General features: G+C 58.3%; 15 protein-coding genes. 12 read left to right on the top strand and 3 right to left on the bottom strand.

Annotated elements, in window-relative coordinates:
- Positions 1-145 precede the first annotated feature (145 nt).
- The 3 genes from pldA to rhtC all read left to right on the top strand — a co-directional run bounded on the left by pldA (position 146) and on the right by rhtC (position 3694).
- Positions 146-1018 (top strand): phospholipase A, encoded by an 873-nt coding sequence (pldA, locus tag PFH44_RS05775; RefSeq protein ID WP_283824553.1) that lies wholly within the window; start codon positions 146-148, stop codon positions 1016-1018.
- A gap of 68 nt (positions 1019-1086) precedes the next feature.
- Positions 1087-2913 carry an ATP-dependent DNA helicase RecQ gene (recQ, locus tag PFH44_RS05770; protein ID WP_283824552.1) on the top strand — a complete coding sequence of 609 codons (1827 nt, stop codon included), beginning with the start codon at positions 1087-1089 and terminating at the stop codon, positions 2911-2913.
- Between the two features lie 160 nt (positions 2914-3073).
- Positions 3074-3694 carry a threonine export protein RhtC gene (gene rhtC / locus PFH44_RS05765; protein ID WP_045853598.1) on the top strand — a complete coding sequence of 207 codons (621 nt, stop codon included), beginning with the start codon at positions 3074-3076 and terminating at the stop codon, positions 3692-3694.
- A gap of 42 nt (positions 3695-3736) precedes the next feature.
- Here rhtC and rhtB read toward each other — a convergent pair whose 3' ends face one another.
- On the bottom strand, positions 3737-4357 hold the full coding sequence (rhtB, locus tag PFH44_RS05760) for a homoserine/homoserine lactone efflux protein (RefSeq protein ID WP_283824551.1): 621 nt from the start codon (positions 4355-4357) through the stop codon (positions 3737-3739).
- 109 nt (positions 4358-4466) lie between these two features.
- Between rhtB and pldB the strand changes: the two genes are divergently transcribed.
- From pldB to PFH44_RS05745, 3 genes are all read left to right on the top strand, one after another.
- Positions 4467-5459 (top strand): lysophospholipase L2, encoded by a 993-nt coding sequence (gene pldB, locus PFH44_RS05755; protein ID WP_283824550.1) that lies wholly within the window; start codon positions 4467-4469, stop codon positions 5457-5459.
- Between the two features lie 191 nt (positions 5460-5650).
- A complete protein-coding gene (yigL, locus tag PFH44_RS05750; protein WP_283824549.1) occupies positions 5651-6451 on the top strand; it encodes a sugar/pyridoxal phosphate phosphatase YigL in 801 nt (266 codons plus the stop codon).
- 88 nt (positions 6452-6539) lie between these two features.
- On the top strand, positions 6540-7439 hold the full coding sequence (locus PFH44_RS05745) for a carboxylate/amino acid/amine transporter (RefSeq protein WP_045853594.1): 900 nt from the start codon (positions 6540-6542) through the stop codon (positions 7437-7439).
- On the opposite strand, the gene metR is transcribed toward PFH44_RS05745, so the two are convergent.
- The gene (gene metR, locus PFH44_RS05740) at positions 7327-8280 is read right to left on the bottom strand and encodes an HTH-type transcriptional regulator MetR (protein ID WP_283824548.1); all 954 of its coding nucleotides are present in this window, start codon (positions 8278-8280) and stop codon (positions 7327-7329) included. The genes PFH44_RS05745 and metR overlap by 113 nt on opposite strands.
- A 236-nt stretch (positions 8281-8516) precedes the next feature.
- Here metR and metE point away from each other — a divergent pair, with 236 nt between their 5' ends.
- Positions 8517-10781: a 5-methyltetrahydropteroyltriglutamate--homocysteine S-methyltransferase gene (metE, locus tag PFH44_RS05735; RefSeq protein WP_283824547.1), complete on the top strand. Its 2265-nt coding sequence runs from the start codon at positions 8517-8519 to the stop codon at positions 10779-10781.
- Between the two features lie 117 nt (positions 10782-10898).
- Here metE and PFH44_RS05730 read toward each other — a convergent pair whose 3' ends face one another.
- Positions 10899-11714, bottom strand: a complete 816-nt coding sequence (locus tag PFH44_RS05730; protein ID WP_283824546.1) for a dienelactone hydrolase family protein — start codon at positions 11712-11714, stop codon at positions 10899-10901.
- Positions 11715-11981: 267 nt separating this feature from the next.
- On the opposite strand from PFH44_RS05730, the gene udp reads away from it, so the two are divergent.
- The 5 genes from udp (at position 11982) to ubiB (ending at position 17415) form a co-directional block, all read left to right on the top strand.
- On the top strand, positions 11982-12743 hold the full coding sequence (udp, locus tag PFH44_RS05725; RefSeq protein WP_041143515.1) for a uridine phosphorylase: 762 nt from the start codon (positions 11982-11984) through the stop codon (positions 12741-12743).
- Positions 12744-12884: 141 nt separating this feature from the next.
- Positions 12885-14333 (top strand): DNA recombination protein RmuC, encoded by a 1449-nt coding sequence (gene rmuC / locus PFH44_RS05720; protein WP_283824545.1) that lies wholly within the window; start codon positions 12885-12887, stop codon positions 14331-14333.
- 70 nt (positions 14334-14403) lie between these two features.
- The gene (gene ubiE / locus PFH44_RS05715; RefSeq protein ID WP_041143517.1) at positions 14404-15159 is read left to right on the top strand and encodes a bifunctional demethylmenaquinone methyltransferase/2-methoxy-6-polyprenyl-1,4-benzoquinol methylase UbiE; all 756 of its coding nucleotides are present in this window, start codon (positions 14404-14406) and stop codon (positions 15157-15159) included.
- A gap of 13 nt (positions 15160-15172) precedes the next feature.
- Positions 15173-15778, top strand: coding sequence for a ubiquinone biosynthesis protein UbiJ (gene ubiJ, locus PFH44_RS05710; RefSeq protein WP_283824544.1), 606 nt, complete (start codon positions 15173-15175; stop codon positions 15776-15778).
- Positions 15775-17415 (top strand): ubiquinone biosynthesis regulatory protein kinase UbiB, encoded by a 1641-nt coding sequence (ubiB, locus tag PFH44_RS05705; RefSeq protein ID WP_283824543.1) that lies wholly within the window; start codon positions 15775-15777, stop codon positions 17413-17415. Before ubiJ ends, ubiB begins: the two co-directional genes overlap by 4 nt.
- Positions 17416-17478 lie beyond the last annotated feature (63 nt).

The raw sequence follows: 17478 nt of genomic DNA, 5'->3' as shown, positions 1-17478 counted from the left end.
CCATTCGTTAATGAGATGTTGATTTTATGCCTCTAAAATATTGATTTCCACTTTCGGAACGGATAACCGAGCAGGGAGTCCATAAACAGGTAAAATGAGCCCGGTGTAAAATAGAAATAAAAATCACTCTTTCAGGAGAACAGTAATGCGTATCTCTTTGGCCTGGCTGCTGGCGCTGGTTGCGCTCCCGGCCGGCGTTTTGGCGCAGGACGCGCCGGTTGCTCATCAGGTTCACGATACGCCGGCGGTGCGCGGCAGCATTATCGCTAACCTGCTGCAGGATCATGATAATCCGTTCCTGCTCTATCCCTATGAGAGCAACTACCTGCTCTATACGTGGAGCAGCGATATCAACAAGGAAGCGATCTCCAGCTATGACTGGGCCGAAAATGCCCGCAAGGATGAGGTGAAATTCCAGCTCAGCCTCGCCTTCCCGCTGTGGCGGGGGATCCTCGGCGATAATTCGCTGCTCGGTGCCTCCTATACGCAGAAATCCTGGTGGCAGCTCTCCAACAGCAAGGAGTCCGCGCCGTTTCGCGAAACGAACTATGAGCCGCAGCTGTTCCTCGGCTTTGCGACGAATTATCGGCTTGCCGGCTGGACGCTGCGCGATATTGAGGTAGGCTATAACCACGACTCCAACGGCCGCTCCGATCCCACCTCCCGCAGCTGGAATCGCCTGTATACCCGCCTGATGGCGCAAAACGGCAACTGGCTGGTGGAAGTGAAGCCCTGGTACGTTATCGGCAGTACCGATGATAATCCGGACATCACCAAATATATGGGCTATTACCGGCTGAAAGTTGGCTATCAGCTAGGCGATGCCATACTCAGCGCGCAGGGGCAATATAACTGGAATACCGGCTACGGCGGCGCAGAGGTTGGCGTTAGCTATCCGATTACCCGCCACGTGCGTTTTTATACCCAGGTCTACAGCGGCTATGGCGAGTCGCTCATCGACTATAACTTTAACCAGACGCGCGTCGGCGTCGGCGTGACGCTCAACGATCTGTTTTAATCGTTGCACTCTGGCTCACGGGCGCTGAAAATAGCGCCTGTTTTTCTTTTCAGGCAGACGGGGTCAATGTGGCACAGGCGGAAGTATTGAATCAAACGTTGCTGGCAAAGCAGGTTTTACAGGAAACCTTCGGCTACCAGCAGTTCCGCCCGGGTCAGGAAACCATTATCGACACGGCGCTGGAAGGGCGTGATTGCCTGGTCGTGATGCCAACCGGCGGCGGCAAATCGCTGTGCTATCAGGTGCCGGCGCTGGTGCTGGGCGGCCTGACGGTGGTGGTATCGCCGCTGATCTCGCTGATGAAAGATCAGGTCGATCAGCTGCTGGCGAACGGCGTGTCGGCAGCCTGCCTGAACTCAACCCAGAGCCGCGAGCAGCAGCAGGAGGTCATGGCCGGCTGCCGCAGCGGACAGGTTCGCCTGCTCTATATCGCCCCTGAACGCCTGATGCTGGATAATTTCCTCGAGCATCTCAGCCACTGGAACTTGTCGATGCTGGCGGTGGATGAGGCGCACTGCATTTCCCAGTGGGGGCATGATTTCCGTCCGGAATACGCCGCCCTGGGGCAGCTGCGTCAGCGGATGCCGCAAATCCCGTTTATGGCGCTGACCGCCACCGCCGATGACACCACTCGTCGCGATATCGTTCGCCTGCTGGGGCTGAACGACCCGCTGATTCAGGTCAGCAGCTTCGATCGCCCCAACATCCGCTATATGCTGATGGAAAAATTTAAGCCCCTGGACCAGCTGATGCGCTACGTGCAGGACCAGCGGGGCAAGTCGGGCATTATTTACTGCAACAGCCGCTCGAAAGTAGAAGATACCGCCGCGCGCCTGCAAAGCCGCGGCATCAGCGCGGCAGCCTACCACGCCGGGCTGGAGCATCAGGTCCGTGCCGATGTGCAGGAGAAGTTCCAGCGCGATGACCTACAAATCGTGGTGGCGACGGTGGCCTTCGGAATGGGTATCAATAAGCCGAACGTCCGCTTTGTGGTGCACTTTGATATTCCCCGTAACATTGAGTCCTACTATCAGGAAACCGGCCGCGCCGGGCGCGATGGCTTGCCGGCGGAGGCAATGCTGTTTTACGATCCGGCCGATATGGCGTGGCTGCGCCGCTGCCTTGAGGAGAAGCCCGCCGGGCCGCTGCTGGATATTGAACGCCATAAGCTGAACGCCATGGGGGCCTTTGCCGAGGCGCAAACCTGCCGCCGCCTGGTGCTGCTGAATTATTTTGGCGAAGGGCGTCAGGAGCCGTGCGGCAACTGCGATATCTGCCTTGACCCGCCGAAGCAGTACGACGCGTTAATGGATGCGCGCAAGGCGCTGTCGACGATTTATCGCGTCAACCAGCGGTTCGGGATGGGCTACGTGGTGGAGGTTCTGCGCGGCGCCAATAACCAGCGTATTCGCGATATGGCCCACGATAAGCTGCCGGTTTACGGTATTGGTCGCGATCAGAGCCACGAGCACTGGGTGAGCGTGATTCGCCAGCTGATCCACCTCGGGCTGGTGACGCAGAATATCGCCCAGCACTCGGCGCTGCAGCTCACCGAAGCCGCTCGCCCGGTACTGCGCGGCGAAGTGCCGCTACAGCTGGCGGTACCGCGCATCGTGGCGCTCAAGCCAAAAGCGATGCAAAAATCATTCGGCGGCAACTACGATCGCAAGCTGTTTGCCAAGCTGCGCAAGCTGCGTAAAGCCATTGCCGACGAAGAGAATATCCCGCCGTACGTCGTGTTTAACGATGCGACGCTGATCGAAATGGCCGAGCAATCGCCGATTACCGCCGGCGAGATGCTCAGCGTCAACGGCGTCGGTACGCGCAAGCTGGAGCGCTTCGGCAAAGAGTTTATGGCGCTGATCCGCGCGCATATTGATGGTGAAGAGGAGTAGTCAGGCGGGTCAAAAGGTGCCAGGATGTTCTCTTCATCCTTCAAGCTGCTCTGCGTTGACTGCGCTCACTCACCCTCGTCGCCGGCTGTTTTTCGCGCCTGGGAATGTCCTCATTTGTCATCCTGACGCATCTTGATCACTCCATTCCAGTGGGTTAACTATGCTGATGCTTTTCCTTACCGTCGCGCTGGTGCACATCATCGCGCTGATGAGTCCGGGCCCGGACTTCTTCTTCGTTTCACAAACCGCCGTCAGCCGCTCGCGCAAAGAGGCTATGATGGGCGTACTCGGGATCACCTGCGGGGTGATGGTCTGGGCGGGCGTAGCGCTGCTCGGCCTGCACCTGATCATTGAAAAAATGGCCTGGCTGCACACTATTATTATGGTCGGCGGCGGGCTCTATCTCTGCTGGATGGGCTATCAGATGCTGCGCGGCGCGCTGAAAAAGAGCGAGGCACCCGCCGCAGAGCCGCAGGTTGAACTGGCCCGCAGCGGGCGCAGTTTCCTCAAAGGGCTGCTCACCAACCTGGCTAACCCGAAAGCGATTATCTATTTCGGCTCGGTTTTCTCGCTGTTTGTTGGCGATAACGTCGGGGCAGGCGAGCGCTGGGGTATTTTCCTGCTGATCGTCCTGGAAACGCTGGCGTGGTTTGCGGTGGTGGCCAGCCTGTTTGCGCTGCCGGCGATGCGCCGCGGCTACCAGCGGATGGCGAAGTGGATTGACGGCGTGGCCGGCGCGCTCTTCACCGGGTTTGGCATTCACCTGATTATTTCGCGCTAAGTCCGAAGACCCGCCAGGCTGCGCCTGGCGGAGTTATTCACCTCAGGCGTGGCGTGCCGAAGCCAGCAGCGCGCCAACCAGCATAAACAGCGATCCAAAGACCTTGTTCAACGCCGTCATCTGCTTTGGCCCCTTAATCCATACCGCAATGCGCTGCGCCAGCGTGGCATAGCCAATCATCACGATGATATCGACCACAATGGTGGTGACCCCCAGAACGAGATACTGCATCACCTGGGGCTGATGCGGCACGATAAACTGCGGGAACAGGGCCGCCAGGAACACGATGCTCTTTGGGTTGGTCAAATTAACGAAAACCGCCCGCTGGTATAGTTTCCCCTGGGTTTGCGCCTTAGCCAGGGTGGTTAGGTTGATGGCCCCCGCGGCCCGCCACTGCTGAATACCCAGCCAGATAAGATAGGCCGCACCCGCCCATTTCAGTACTTCGAAGGCCAGCACCGAGCGGGAAAACAGCGTTCCCAGGCCAATACCGACCAGAACGATGTGAATCGCCAGCCCGGTCTGCAGGCCGGCAATCGAGGCCGTCGCCCCGCGGTAGCCGTGGTTGATTGAGGTGGTCATGGTATTAATCGCCCCTGAGCCCGGGGACAGGCTGAGAATAATCGATGTCAGCAGATAGGCGAACCACCACTCGAACGTCATGAGAAACTCCCTGATTGTCTGTTTTTATGCCACAATACGCTATTGTGTAAGCCTTGTGTGATACACGGTAAAAAAACGATTTCTGGCGGTTAACAGGGGTGTAAACCCGATGTTTTGGCAGCAAAAGGATTGGGACACACGAGAAAACGCGTTTGCGGCTTTCACTATGGGGCCTCTGACCGATTTCTGGCGACAGCGGGAAGAAGCGGAATTTACGGGCGTGGACAGCATCCCGGTCCGCTTCGTACGCTTCTGCGCCAAACAACACGACCGGGTGGTGGTTATCTGCCCTGGGCGTATCGAAAGCTACGTGAAGTACGCCGAGCTGGCCTACGATCTGTTCCACAGCGGCTTTGACGTGATGATTATCGATCACCGCGGACAGGGGCGATCGGGGCGCTTATTAACCGACAGCCACCGCGGCCACGTCGTCAACTTCAGCGATTATGTTGACGATCTCGCCGCGCTTTGGCAGCAGGAAGTGGCGCCCGGCCACTGGCGAAAACGCTTTATACTGGCCCACTCAATGGGCGGGGCCATCGCGACGCTATTTTTGCAACGCCACCAGCAGCACTGTGACGCCATCGCGCTATGCGCGCCGATGTTCGGGATCGTTATGCGTCTTCCGGACTGGATGGTGCGCCATATTCTCGACTGGGCTGAGGGCTATCAGCGCATTCGGGAAGAGTACGCCATTGGCACCGGCCGCTGGCGAGCGCTGCCCTTCGCGGTCAACGTTCTGACGCATAGCCGCCAGCGCTACCGGCGCAACCTGCGCTTCTATGCGGACGAACCCCAGCTGCGGGTGGGCGGGCCAACGTACCACTGGGTGCGCGAGGGGATCCTCGCGGGCGAAGAGGCGCTGGCTGGCGTAGAGAAAGATATTACCCCCACGCTGTTGTTGCAGGCTGAAGAAGAACGCGTGGTCGACAACCGTATGCACGAGCGCTACTGCGAGCTGCGAGCTGCGGCGGGCCACCCCTGCGAAGGTAATAAGCCGCTTGTCATAGAAGGGGCATACCATGAGATCCTTTTTGAAAAGGACGCCATGCGCTCAGTCGCGCTAAATGCCATCGTCGATTTTTTCACTCGACACAATTAGCGCCTTTCCCGGCAGGTGTAAATTGTTGCAGCCTGCGGGGCACGGACAGCGCGGAACCACCGCAACGTACAGGTCGTACGTGAGGATGGTGAGCGCTGCCCGGGTCCGAAATGGCAAATAAAATAGCCTGATGGGATAGGCTCTTAATCCGACGAAAACGCTCGTCGCCCTGCTTAGAGGTTAAATTTTTTATGTACCAGGTTGTTGCGTCTGACTTAGATGGCACGCTGCTTTCTCCCGATCACTACCTAACCCCCTACGCGAAAGAGACGCTGCAGCTGCTGACCGCTCGCGGCATCAACTTTGTTTTCGCTACCGGCCGTCATTACATCGACGTCGGGCAGATTCGCGATAATCTCGGCATTAAGTCCTACATGATCACCTCCAACGGGGCGCGCGTGCACGATAGCGAGGGCAATCAGATATTCGCCCATAACCTCGATCGCGATATTGCCAGCGATCTGTTTGAGATGATGCGCAGCGATCCGCTGGTCGTCACCAACGTCTATCGCGACGACGAATGGTACATGAACCGCCACCGCCCGGAAGAGATGCGCTTTTTCAAAGAGGCGGTGTTTAATTACAAGCTGTACGAGCCCGGCGAGCTTGATTCCCAGGGGATCAGCAAGGTGTTTTTCACCTGTGAGGATCATCAGCATCTGCTGCCGCTGGAGCAGGCGATCAACGCCCGCTGGGGCGATCGCGTGAACGTCAGCTTCTCAACGCTGACCTGTCTGGAAGTGATGGCGGGCGGCGTATCGAAAGGTCATGCCCTCGAAGCGGTGGCCAAAATGCAGGGCTACGCCCTGAAGGACTGCATCGCCTTTGGCGACGGCATGAACGATGCAGAGATGCTGTCGATGGCGGGCAAGGGCTGCATTATGCTGAATGCGCACCAGCGCCTGAAAGATCTTCACCCCGAGCTGGAGGTGATTGGCAGCAACGCTGACGACGCGGTACCGCACTATCTGCGCAGGCACTATCTCTCCTGATAAAGATTGACGACTGGCGATTTATTCTCCAGTTGTCAACCTGACTCTTCGCTACAATGAGCGTTCTTCCTCCTGAGAGACATTCATTGTGGCGCTACTGATTATTACCACCATCCTGTGGGCCTTCTCCTTTAGCCTGATCGGCGAGTACCTGGCGGGCAGCGTTGATAGCTACTTTTCGGTGCTGATGCGCGTTGGGCTGGCGGCGCTGGTGTTCCTGCCGTTTTTGCGCACCCGCGGGCAGTCGCCGCGGACTATCGTGCTGTATATGCTGGTAGGGGCCATGCAGCTTGGCATTATGTATCTGCTGGCGTTCCGCGCTTACCTCTACCTGACGGTCTCCGAATTTCTGCTGTTCACGGTGTTTACGCCGCTCTATATCACCCTGATTTATGACCTGATCAGCGGGCGCAGGCTGCGCTGGGGCTATCTGCTCAGCGCCGGGCTGGCGGTGCTGGGGGCGGCCATTATTCGCTACGATAAAGTGAGCGATCATTTCTGGACCGGGCTGCTGTTGGTTCAGCTATCGAATATCTGCTTTGCCATCGGCATGGTGGGCTACAAACGCCTGATGGAGCTACGGCCGATGCCCCAGCACAACGCTTTTGCGTGGTTCTATATGGGGGCGCTGCTGGTGGCGGTTGCGGCCTGGCTTATGCTGGGCAACCCGCACAGGCTGCCGACGACCACGGTGCAGTGGAGCATCCTGGTATGGCTTGGCGTGGTGGCTTCAGGGCTGGGGTACTTCATGTGGAACTACGGGGCGACGCAGGTGGATGCCGGAACGCTGGGCATCATGAATAACGTCCATGTTCCAGCCGGGCTGCTGGTTAACCTTGCCATCTGGCAGGAACAGCCCCACTGGCCGAGCTTTATTATTGGGGCTCTGGTGATCCTGGCCTCGCTGTGGGTCCATCGCCGTTGGGTCGCTCCGCACTCCGGACAAACGGCAGATGATCGCAAGCGTGGTTCCGCGCTGAGCGAATAAATGCTTCGGTAACCGGCTGACGCTGCTCGCCGTCGCGCACGGCGGCGTACAGCCGGCTCCACAGGCCTTCACCCAGGGTTTTGGTGACCACCAGACCCTGGCGTTCAAAATTCTCCACCACCCAGTGCGGCAGCGCCGCGATGCCCATCCGCGCGGCAACCATCTGAATGAGCAGCAGCGTATTATCGACGCTCTTCAGCTGCGGGCTGATACCCGCCGGCTGCAGGAAGTGGCGCCAGATATCCAGACGACTGCGTTGCACCGGGTAAATCAGCAGCAGCTCTGCGGCCAGGTCTTCCGGCACAATCCGCGTTTTCAAGGCCAGCGGATGATCCGGCGCCAGCACCAGGCGCACTTCAAAATCAAACATCGGCGAATAGTGCAGCCCGCTGCGCGGCAGAATATCGGACGTCATCACCAGATCCAGCTCGCCCTGCTGGAGTGCGGGCTGTGGGTCAAAGGTCACCCCGGACTGGAAATCAACCTCGACGTGCGGCCAGCTGGCGCGGAAGCTCTCGAGCGCCGGCGTCAGCCACTGAATGCAGCTATGACACTCAATGGCGATGCGCAGCCGGGTTTGCTGCGGCTCGTTACAGTCCTGCAGGGCGCGGGCGATTTGCGGCAGCACCTGGTGTGCCAGCTGCAGCAAAATCTCGCCCTGCGCGGTGAAGCGCAAAGGCTGACTTTTACGCACAAACAGACGGAAGCCAAGGCGCTGTTCCAGATCGCTGAACTGGTGGGACAGGGCGGATTGGGTCTGGTGCAGGGCCGCCGCAGCGCCCGCCAGTGAACCGCTATTCCGCAACGCCAGCAGCGTTTTCAGGTGTTTAATTTCGATCATGAAAGTCCTTCACTTCGGCATGAATAATTTGCGCTTGAGGAATATACAGTAACCGCCAATTATGGATGTGTAAACATCTGGACGTCTAAAAAATCCGTCGTCTTTTAAATTAATAGCGCGTTGGCTACGTTTCCCCACCCCGGTCACTTACTTATGTAAGCTCCCGGGGATGAGTAAACTTGCCGCCTTCTCTGAATTTAAAATCCTTAGGATTTGCACATCATGAGGCTCAAAAAATGACAATTATTAATCACACCCTCGGTTTCCCTCGCGTTGGTCTTCGCCGCGAGCTGAAAAAAGCGCAAGAGAGCTACTGGGCGGGTAACACAACCCGTGAAGAGCTGCTGGCAGTGGGCCGTGAGCTGCGCGCTCGCCACTGGGATCAGCAAAAGCAGGCGGGTATCGATCTGCTGCCGGTGGGCGATTTCGCCTGGTACGACCATGTTCTGACCACCAGCCTGCTTCTGGGCAACGTGCCGGCTCGTCATCAGAACAAAGACGGCTCCGTCGATATCGATACTCTGTTCCGCATTGGCCGCGGCCGTGCGCCGAGCGGTGAACCGGCGGCAGCGGCGGAAATGACCAAATGGTTTAACACCAACTATCACTACATGGTGCCGGAGTTTGTGAAAGGTCAGGCGTTCAAACTGACCTGGACCCAGCTGCTGGACGAAGTTGACGAAGCGCTGGCGCTGGGCCATAAGGTGAAGCCCGTGCTGCTTGGCCCGGTGACTTATCTGTGGCTGGGTAAAGTGAAAGGCGAGCAGTTCGATCGCCTGGAGCTGCTGAATGACATTCTGCCGGTCTATCAGCAGGTGCTGGCTGAGCTGGCAAAACGCGGCGTTGAGTGGGTGCAGATTGATGAGCCGGCGCTGGTGCTGGAGCTGCCGCAGGCGTGGCTGGATGCCTTCAGGCCGGCATACGACGCGCTGCAGGGCCAGGTTAAGCTGCTGCTGACCACCTATTTTGAAGGGGTTAGCGCCAACCTCGATACCATCGTCGCGCTGCCGGTACAGGGTCTGCACGTTGACCTGGTTCACGGTAAAGATGATGTTGCCGGGCTGCATGCGCGCCTGCCGTCAGGCTGGCTGCTCTCCGCGGGCCTGGTCAACGGTCGTAACGTCTGGCGCGCAGATCTGACCGAGAAATATGCGCAAATTAAAGAGATCGTCGGCAAACGTCAGCTGTGGGTCGCCTCCTCCTGCTCCCTGCTGCACAGCCCGATCGACCTGAGCGTGGAAACCCGCCTGGATGCGGAGGTGAAAAGCTGGTTTGCCTTCGCCCTGCAAAAATGCACCGAGCTGGCGCTGCTGCGCGATGCGCTGAACAGCGGCGATACCGCCGCCATTGAGGAGTGGAGCGCGCCGATTCAGGCCCGCCGTCACTCAACCCGCGTACACAACGCCGCGGTGGAAAAACGCCTGGCGGCCATTACCGCCCGGGACAGCCAGCGCAACAGCCCGTACGCAGAGCGTGCCCGGGCCCAGCGCAGCCGCTTTAACCTGCCGGCGTGGCCGACCACGACCATCGGCTCTTTCCCGCAGACCACCGAAATTCGCGGCCTGCGCCTGGACTTCAAGAAAGGCAATCTCGACGCGAACAACTACCGTACCGGCATCGCGGAGCATATTAAGCAGGCAATCGTTGAACAGGAGCGTTTAGGCCTCGACGTGCTGGTGCACGGCGAAGCCGAGCGTAACGACATGGTGGAGTATTTCGGTGAGCACCTCGACGGCTTTATCTTTACGCAAAACGGCTGGGTTCAGAGCTACGGTTCGCGCTGCGTCAAGCCGCCGGTGGTGATCGGCGACGTCAGCCGCCCGGAAGCCATCACCGTTGAGTGGGCGAAATACGCGCAGTCTCTTACCGACAAGCCGGTGAAAGGCATGCTGACCGGTCCGGTGACGATTCTGTGCTGGTCGTTCCCCCGCGAAGACGTCAGCCGCGAAACCATCGCGAAGCAGATTGCGCTGGCGCTGCGTGACGAAGTGGCGGATCTGGAAGCGGCCGGTATCGGCATCATCCAGATTGATGAACCGGCGCTGCGCGAAGGCCTGCCCCTCAAGCGGAGCGACTGGGATGCCTACCTGCAGTGGGGCGTGGAGGCCTTCCGCATCAACGCCGCCGTGGCTCGGGATGATACCCAGATCCATACCCATATGTGTTACTGCGAGTTCAACGACATCATGGATTCTATCGCGGCGCTGGATGCGGACGTGATTACCATTGAGACCTCGCGTTCCGACATGGAGCTGCTGGAGTCGTTCGAGGAGTTCGAATATCCGAACGAAATCGGGCCGGGCGTGTATGACATCCACTCGCCTAACGTCCCGAGCGTGGAGTGGATTGAAGCCCTGCTGGAGAAAGCCGCTCAGCGCATCCCGGCGGAGCGTCTGTGGGTTAACCCGGACTGCGGACTAAAAACTCGCGGCTGGCCGGAAACCCGTGCGGCGCTGGCGAACATGGTGAAAGCCGCGCAGAACCTGCGTGAATCCGCATAAAGAGCCGCCGCGGTAAAATCAGCGGTAACGCAGTAACAGGTAACGTAGAAATCGATCGTGCGGTAATAAAAAGAGGAGGCGAATGCCTCCTCTTTTATATTCATCGGGAGCGCAAATTTAAGCCTTCTTTCCCCCGCCATACTGGGCAAACCACGCCAGCATGCGCTGCCAGCCGTCCCGCGCCGACTCCTCATGGTAGCTGGCGCGATAGTCGGCATTAAACGCGTGGCCGGCCTGCGGATAGACCACGATCTCCGCCGTCGCGTTGGCGGCGCGCAGCGCCTGGCGCATGGTTTCAACCGTATCCTGCGGGATGCTGTCATCCTTCGCGCCGTAGAGTCCCAGCACCGGCGCGTTAAGATCGACGGCGACGTCCACCGGATGCTTCGCGGAGTTTAGCGTTTTCTGCCCGACCAGCTTGCCGTACCAGGCGACGGCGGCCTTCAGCTGCGGGTTGTGCGCGGCATAGAGCCAGGTAATACGTCCACCCCAGCAGAAGCCGGTGATCAGCAGGCGATGAGCATCGCCCCCGTGACGACCCGCCCAGCTGGCGACGTGGTCAAGGTCTGCCAGCACCTGCGAGTCCGGGACTTTGCTGACCAGCTCCTGGAATAGCGTCGGGATATCGGTGTACTCGTTGGGATCGCCCTGGCGAAAGTACAGCTCTGGAGCGATCGCCAGATAGCCTTCCAGCGCCAGGCGACGGCAGACGTCGCGGATATGCTCATGGACGCCGAAAATTTCCTGCACCACGATCACCACCGGAAGCGGGCCATCGCTATTTTTAGGCCGGGCATGGTACGCCGGCATATTCTCTCCCTGAGAAGGGATCGAGGTTTCTCCAGCGGTAATGCTCTCTTCCGACGTATAAACGGCGGTAGAAGCGTGCGGGGTGGCTGCAGGTGCAAAGCCGGGTTGCTTGGTTGTGGTCATGGTATTCTCCGTACCCTTAATTTATTAGCGCATCGATAACTATAGACTCTTAAGACCGGACGTTAACGAATCACAGTGCCCGAAACAGGCTATCTTTTGTTCAGACACGGTGAATATAACTTGTTAATGTGACGTAACTCACTATTTAATGGAATATTGTTGCAATGATTTTCATTCATGGTGATTGGTGTCACAAAATTAAGCGGATGGCTTCTGTAAAGTACCGTTTTGCTTCTGCTGATAATTCGACCCACAGAGGAGTCTTTTATGTCTAAGTCTGATGTTTTTCATCTCGGCCTCACCAAAAACGATTTACAAGGGGCTACGCTGGCTATCGTCCCTGGCGATCCGGAGCGTGTGGAAAAGATCGCCGCGCTGATGGATAAGCCGGTCAAGCTGGCATCGCACCGCGAATTTACCTCCTGGCGCGCCGAGCTTGACGGCAAGCCGGTGATCGTCTGCTCTACCGGTATCGGCGGCCCGTCGACGTCGATTGCCGTTGAAGAACTGGCTCAGCTGGGAATCAATACCTTCCTGCGTATCGGCACCACTGGCGCCATCCAGCCGAATATCAACGTTGGCGACGTGCTGGTGACTACGGCATCCGTGCGCCTCGACGGCGCGAGCCTGCACTTTGCGCCAATGGAATATCCGGCCGTCGCTGACTTTGCCTGCACCACCGCGCTGGTGGAAGCGGCTAAATCAATCGGCGCAACGACCCATATCGGCGTAACCGCCTCTTCCGATACCTTCTATCCGGGCCAGGAGCGCTATGACACCGTTTCCGGTCGCGTGGTGAGCCGTTTTAAAGGCTCGATGGCAGAGTGGCAGGCGATGGGCGTCATGAACTACGAAATGGAATCCGCCACGCTGCTGACCATGTGCTCCAGCCAGGGCCTGCGCGCCGGGATGGTTGCCGGGGTTATCGTTAACCGTACCCAGCAGGAAATTCCTAACGCCGAAACCATGAAGCAAACCGAAAGCCATGCGGTGAAAATTGTCGTTGAAGCGGCCCGCCGTCTGCTGTAGTTCCTCCCCTTATCGCGAAGGCCGGCTCGCCCGGCCTCTCTTTTTTGCGCTGCGCCTCGCAGGAAATTCCTTTTAAACTGGACGTTTGTACAGCACAATTCTATTTTTGTGCCGTAGGCGGTTGCAGTAGCAGGGGGCGTTGTGGATATCTCAATGATTATAAGTGCCATCGCGGCGCTGGTCGTAGGGCTGGTCGTCGGCTGGCTGGCGACGAAGGCCGCTGCCGATCGGACGCGTGCCGACCTCATCGAAGAGCGGCGCGAGCTGGATATTGAGCTCAGCTCGGCCCGCCAGCAGGTGGTGCAGGCGGCCCACTGGCGCGATGAGTGCGAGCTGCTGAATAATGAGCTGCGCAGCCTGCGCGATATCAATAGTTCGCTGGAGGCCGACCTCCGTGAAGTCACCACCCGCCTTGAATCTACCCGGCTACATGCGGAAGAGAAAGTTCGCCAGATGATGAACAGCGAGCAGCGCCTCAGCGAGCAGTTTGAAAATCTGGCGAACCGCATTTTCGAGCACAGCAACCGGCGGGTTGATGAGCAGAACCGACAAAGCCTGCACGGCCTGCTGACGCCGCTGCGTGAACAGCTGGACGGTTTTCGTCGCCAGGTACAGGACAGCTTCGGCCAGGAGGCGCGAGAGCGCCACACCCTGGCCCATGAAATCCGCAATTTACAGCAGCTCAATACCCGAATGGCGCAGGAGGCCCTCAACCTGACCCGCGCGCTTAAGGGCGATAACAAAACCCAGGGCAACTGGGGAGAAGTGGTTTTAACCCGCGTGCTGGAGGCTTCCGGGCTGCGGGAAGGCTACGAGTACCAGACTCAGGTCAGCATTGAAACGGAAAACCGCTCGCGGATGCAGCCGGACGTGATCGTCCGTTTGCCGCAGGGAAAAGACGTGGTCATTGATGCCAAAATGACCCTGGTGGCCTATGAGCGCTACTTCAACGCCGAAGATGACTACGCCCGCGAGGCGGCGCTGCAGGAGCATATTGCCTCGGTGCGCAGCCATATCCGCCTGCTTGGCAGGAAAGACTATCAGCAGCTGCCGGGGCTGCGATCGCTCGACTACGTCCTGATGTTTATCCCCGTTGAGCCCGCATTTCTGCTGGCGATAGACCGCCAGCCAGAGCTTATCAGCGAAGCGCTGCAGCACAATATTATGCTGGTCAGCCCCACCACGCTGCTGGTTGCGTTACGCACGATAGCCAACCTCTGGCGCTATGAGCATCAGAGCCGCAATGCGCAGAAAATTGCCGAACGCGCGGGCCGCCTGTACGACAAGATGCGGCTGTTTGTCGATGACATGTCCGCAATAGGCCAGAGCCTCGACAAAGCGCAGGATAATTACCGCCAGGCGATGAAAAAGCTGGCCTCCGGTCGCGGCAACCTGCTGGTGCAGGCTGAAGCCTTTCGCGGCCTCGGGGTGGAGGTTAAGCGCGGGATTAATCCGGACTTAGTCGAACAGGCAACCGCCCAGGACGATGAATACCGGCTGGATGATGATGATAACCCATCGGAAAGTAACGGTTTTTCATCCGAACCTTCCGCCGCATCGCTGTCGGGCGAGGGTTCTCAGCCGCGTTGAACCGTATGGGAAATGCGCTAAATCTGTTACACTCGGCGAACATTTTCTTGATAAGCAAGCAGGCATTGAGATGGTTGAGGATTCACAAGAAACGACGCACTTTGGCTTTCAGACGGTTGCCAAAGAGCAGAAGGCGGACATGGTTGCGCATGTATTCCATTCTGTGGCCGCGAAATATGATGTGATGAACGATTTGATGTCGTTCGGTATTCATCGTTTGTGGAAGCGTTTCACCATCGATTGCAGCGGCGTGCGTCGCGGGCAGACCGTGCTGGATCTGGCCGGCGGCACCGGCGACCTGACGGCAAAATTCTCCCGCCTGGTCGGTGAATCTGGCCGCGTGATGCTGGCCGATATTAACGATTCAATGCTGAAAATGGGCCGCGAAAAGCTGCGCAACGTCGGCATCGTCGGCAACGTTGAGTACGTTCAGGCCAATGCCGAAGCGCTGCCGTTTGCCGATAACACCTTTGACTGCATCACGATTTCATTCGGCCTGCGCAACGTCACCGATAAAGAAAAAGCGCTGCGCTCCATGTACCGGGTGCTGAAGCCGGGCGGACGCCTGCTGGTGCTGGAGTTTTCAAAACCGATTATTGAACCGCTGAGCAAAGCGTACGACGCCTACTCCTTCCATATCCTGCCGCGCGTGGGCGAACTGGTAGCCAGCGACGGCGAAAGCTATCGCTATCTGGCGGAATCTATTCGCATGCACCCCGATCAGGACACCCTGAAGGGCATGATGCAGGATGCGGGCTTTGAAAGCGTCGACTACTACAACCTGACGGCAGGTATCGTGGCGTTACACCGCGGTTATAAGTTCTGACAGGGGGGACGCTATGCCTTTCAAACCACTGGTAACCGCGGGTATTGAGGCGGTTCTGAATACCTTTCTCTGGCGTGATAAAGCCTTAAAACCGGCGCGTCAGCGTCTGTCAGGGAAAGTGCTGCGCGTGGAGCTGCAGGAGCTGTCGACGCCGGTGGTTCTGGCCTTTAGCGAGCGCCAGGTCGATGTGCTCGGCGCGTGGGAAGGCGAAGCCGACTGTACCGTCATCACCCGCCTGAGCGTCCTGCCGCAGCTGCGCAATCGTCAGCAGCTTACCGCGCTTATCCGCAGCGGTGACCTGCAGGTGCAGGGCGATCTGCAGGTGGTGCAGAATATGGTGACGCTGTGCGATCTGGCGGAGTTTGATCCCGCTGAGCTGCTGGCCCCGTATACCGGCGATATTGTCGCCGAGGGCGTCAGCAAAGTATTCCGCACCGGCGCTCGATTCCTGCTGCACGGCGCGCAGCGCCAGCAGCGGTATGTCGCTGAGGCGCTCACCGAAGAGTGGCGTCTGGCGCCGGGCCCGCTGGAAATGGCCTGGTTTGGGGAAGAGACCGCCGCCGCGGAACGCGCCCTGGCTGCGCTTGAAAAACGGCTGGAAACGCTGGAGGGCAAATGACGCCAGGAGAATTACGGCGCCTGTATCTTATTATCCGCACCTTTTTGAGCTACGGGCTCGATGAGCTGATCCCCAAAATGCGTATCACGCTGCCGCTGCGTATCTGGCGGCGTACGCTGTTCTGGATGCCAAATCGTCACAAAGACAAACCTCTCGGCGAACGCTTACGCCTTGCGCTGCAGGAGCTGGGCCCCGTGTGGATCAAATTTGGCCAGATGCTGTCAACCCGTCGCGATCTCTTTCCTCCGCAAATAGCCGATCAGCTCGCGCTCCTGCAGGATCGCGTGGCGCCGTTTGATGGCCAGCTGGCTAAAAAGCAGATCGAGCTGGCGATGGGCGGTCTTCCGGTTGATGCCTGGTTTGATGATTTCTCGATTGAGCCGCTGGCCTCCGCCTCGATTGCTCAGGTGCATACCGCGCGCCTGAAAGAGAACGGCAAAGAGATTGTGATTAAGGTTATCCGCCCGGACATCGTGCCGGTTATCAAAGCGGATATGAAGCTTATCTATCGCCTGGCGCGCTGGGTGCCTCGCCTGCTGCCCGACGGCCGCCGCCTGCGCCCGCAGGAAGTGGTGCGCGAGTATGAAAAGACCCTGCTCGACGAGCTCAACCTGCTGCGCGAATCGGCAAACGCCATCCAGCTGCGGCGCAATTTTGAAGATAGCCCGATGCTCTACGTTCCGGAGGTTTACTCCGATTACTGTAGCGAAGGCATGATGGTGATGGAGCGGATTTACGGCATCCCGGTTTCCGATGTCGAGGCGCTGGAAGCTCAGGGTACCAACATGCAGCTGCTTGCAGAGCGGGGCGTGCAGGTCTTTTTCACCCAGGTATTCCGCGACAGCTTTTTCCACGCCGACATGCATCCGGGCAATATTTTTGTCAGCTACGAGCATCCGGAGAACCCGAAATATATCGGCATTGACTGCGGCATCGTGGGCTCGCTGAATAAAGAAGATAAGCGCTATCTGGCGGAAAACTTCATCGCCTTCTTCAACCGTGACTATCGCAAAGTTGCCGAGCTGCACGTCGATTCCGGCTGGGTGCCTGCGGATACAAACGTTGAAGAGTTCGAGTTTGCCATCCGCACCGTCTGCGAACCTATCTTCGAAAAGCCGCTGGCTGAAATCTCCTTTGGGCACGTACTGCTGAACCTGTTCAATACCGCCCGGCGCTTCAATATGGAAGTGCAGCCGCAGCTGGTATTGCTACAGAAGACATTACTTTACGTAGAAGGGGTAGGCCGCCAGCTCTATCCTCAGTTAGACTTGTGGAAAACGGCGAAGCCTTTCCTTGAGTCGTGGATTAAAGATCAGGTCGGCATTCCGGCGCTGGTACGCGCGTTTAAAGAAAAAGCGCCGTTCTGGATTGAAAGAATGCCGGAGATACCGGAGCTGGTGTACCAAAGCCTGCAGCAGAGCAAACAGCTGCAGCACAGCGTTGATACGATTGTCCGCGACATCCAGGTGCGGCACGCTCACCAGGGACAGTCCCGTTATCTGTTTGGTATAGGCGCCGTTTTATTACTCAGCGGTACGCTGTTATTTATCCACCGGCCGGAGTGGGGCCTGATGCCCGGCTGGCTAATGGCCGGTGGCGTTGTGACCTGGCTGATTGGCTGGCGGAAAACGCGCTAAGCGGTATGGCCTCCATCACGGCGCATTCGTTGTTGCGCGAAGTCATGCGAGCAGCCTGACGAA

The sequence above is a fragment of the Klebsiella sp. Ech2A genome (genome assembly GCF_030078455.1).
GTDB lineage: Bacteria > Pseudomonadota > Gammaproteobacteria > Enterobacterales > Enterobacteriaceae > Klebsiella > Klebsiella terrigena.
The sequence above is the reverse complement of the archived record's forward strand: the minus strand, read 5'-3'. Positions and strand labels throughout refer to the sequence as shown.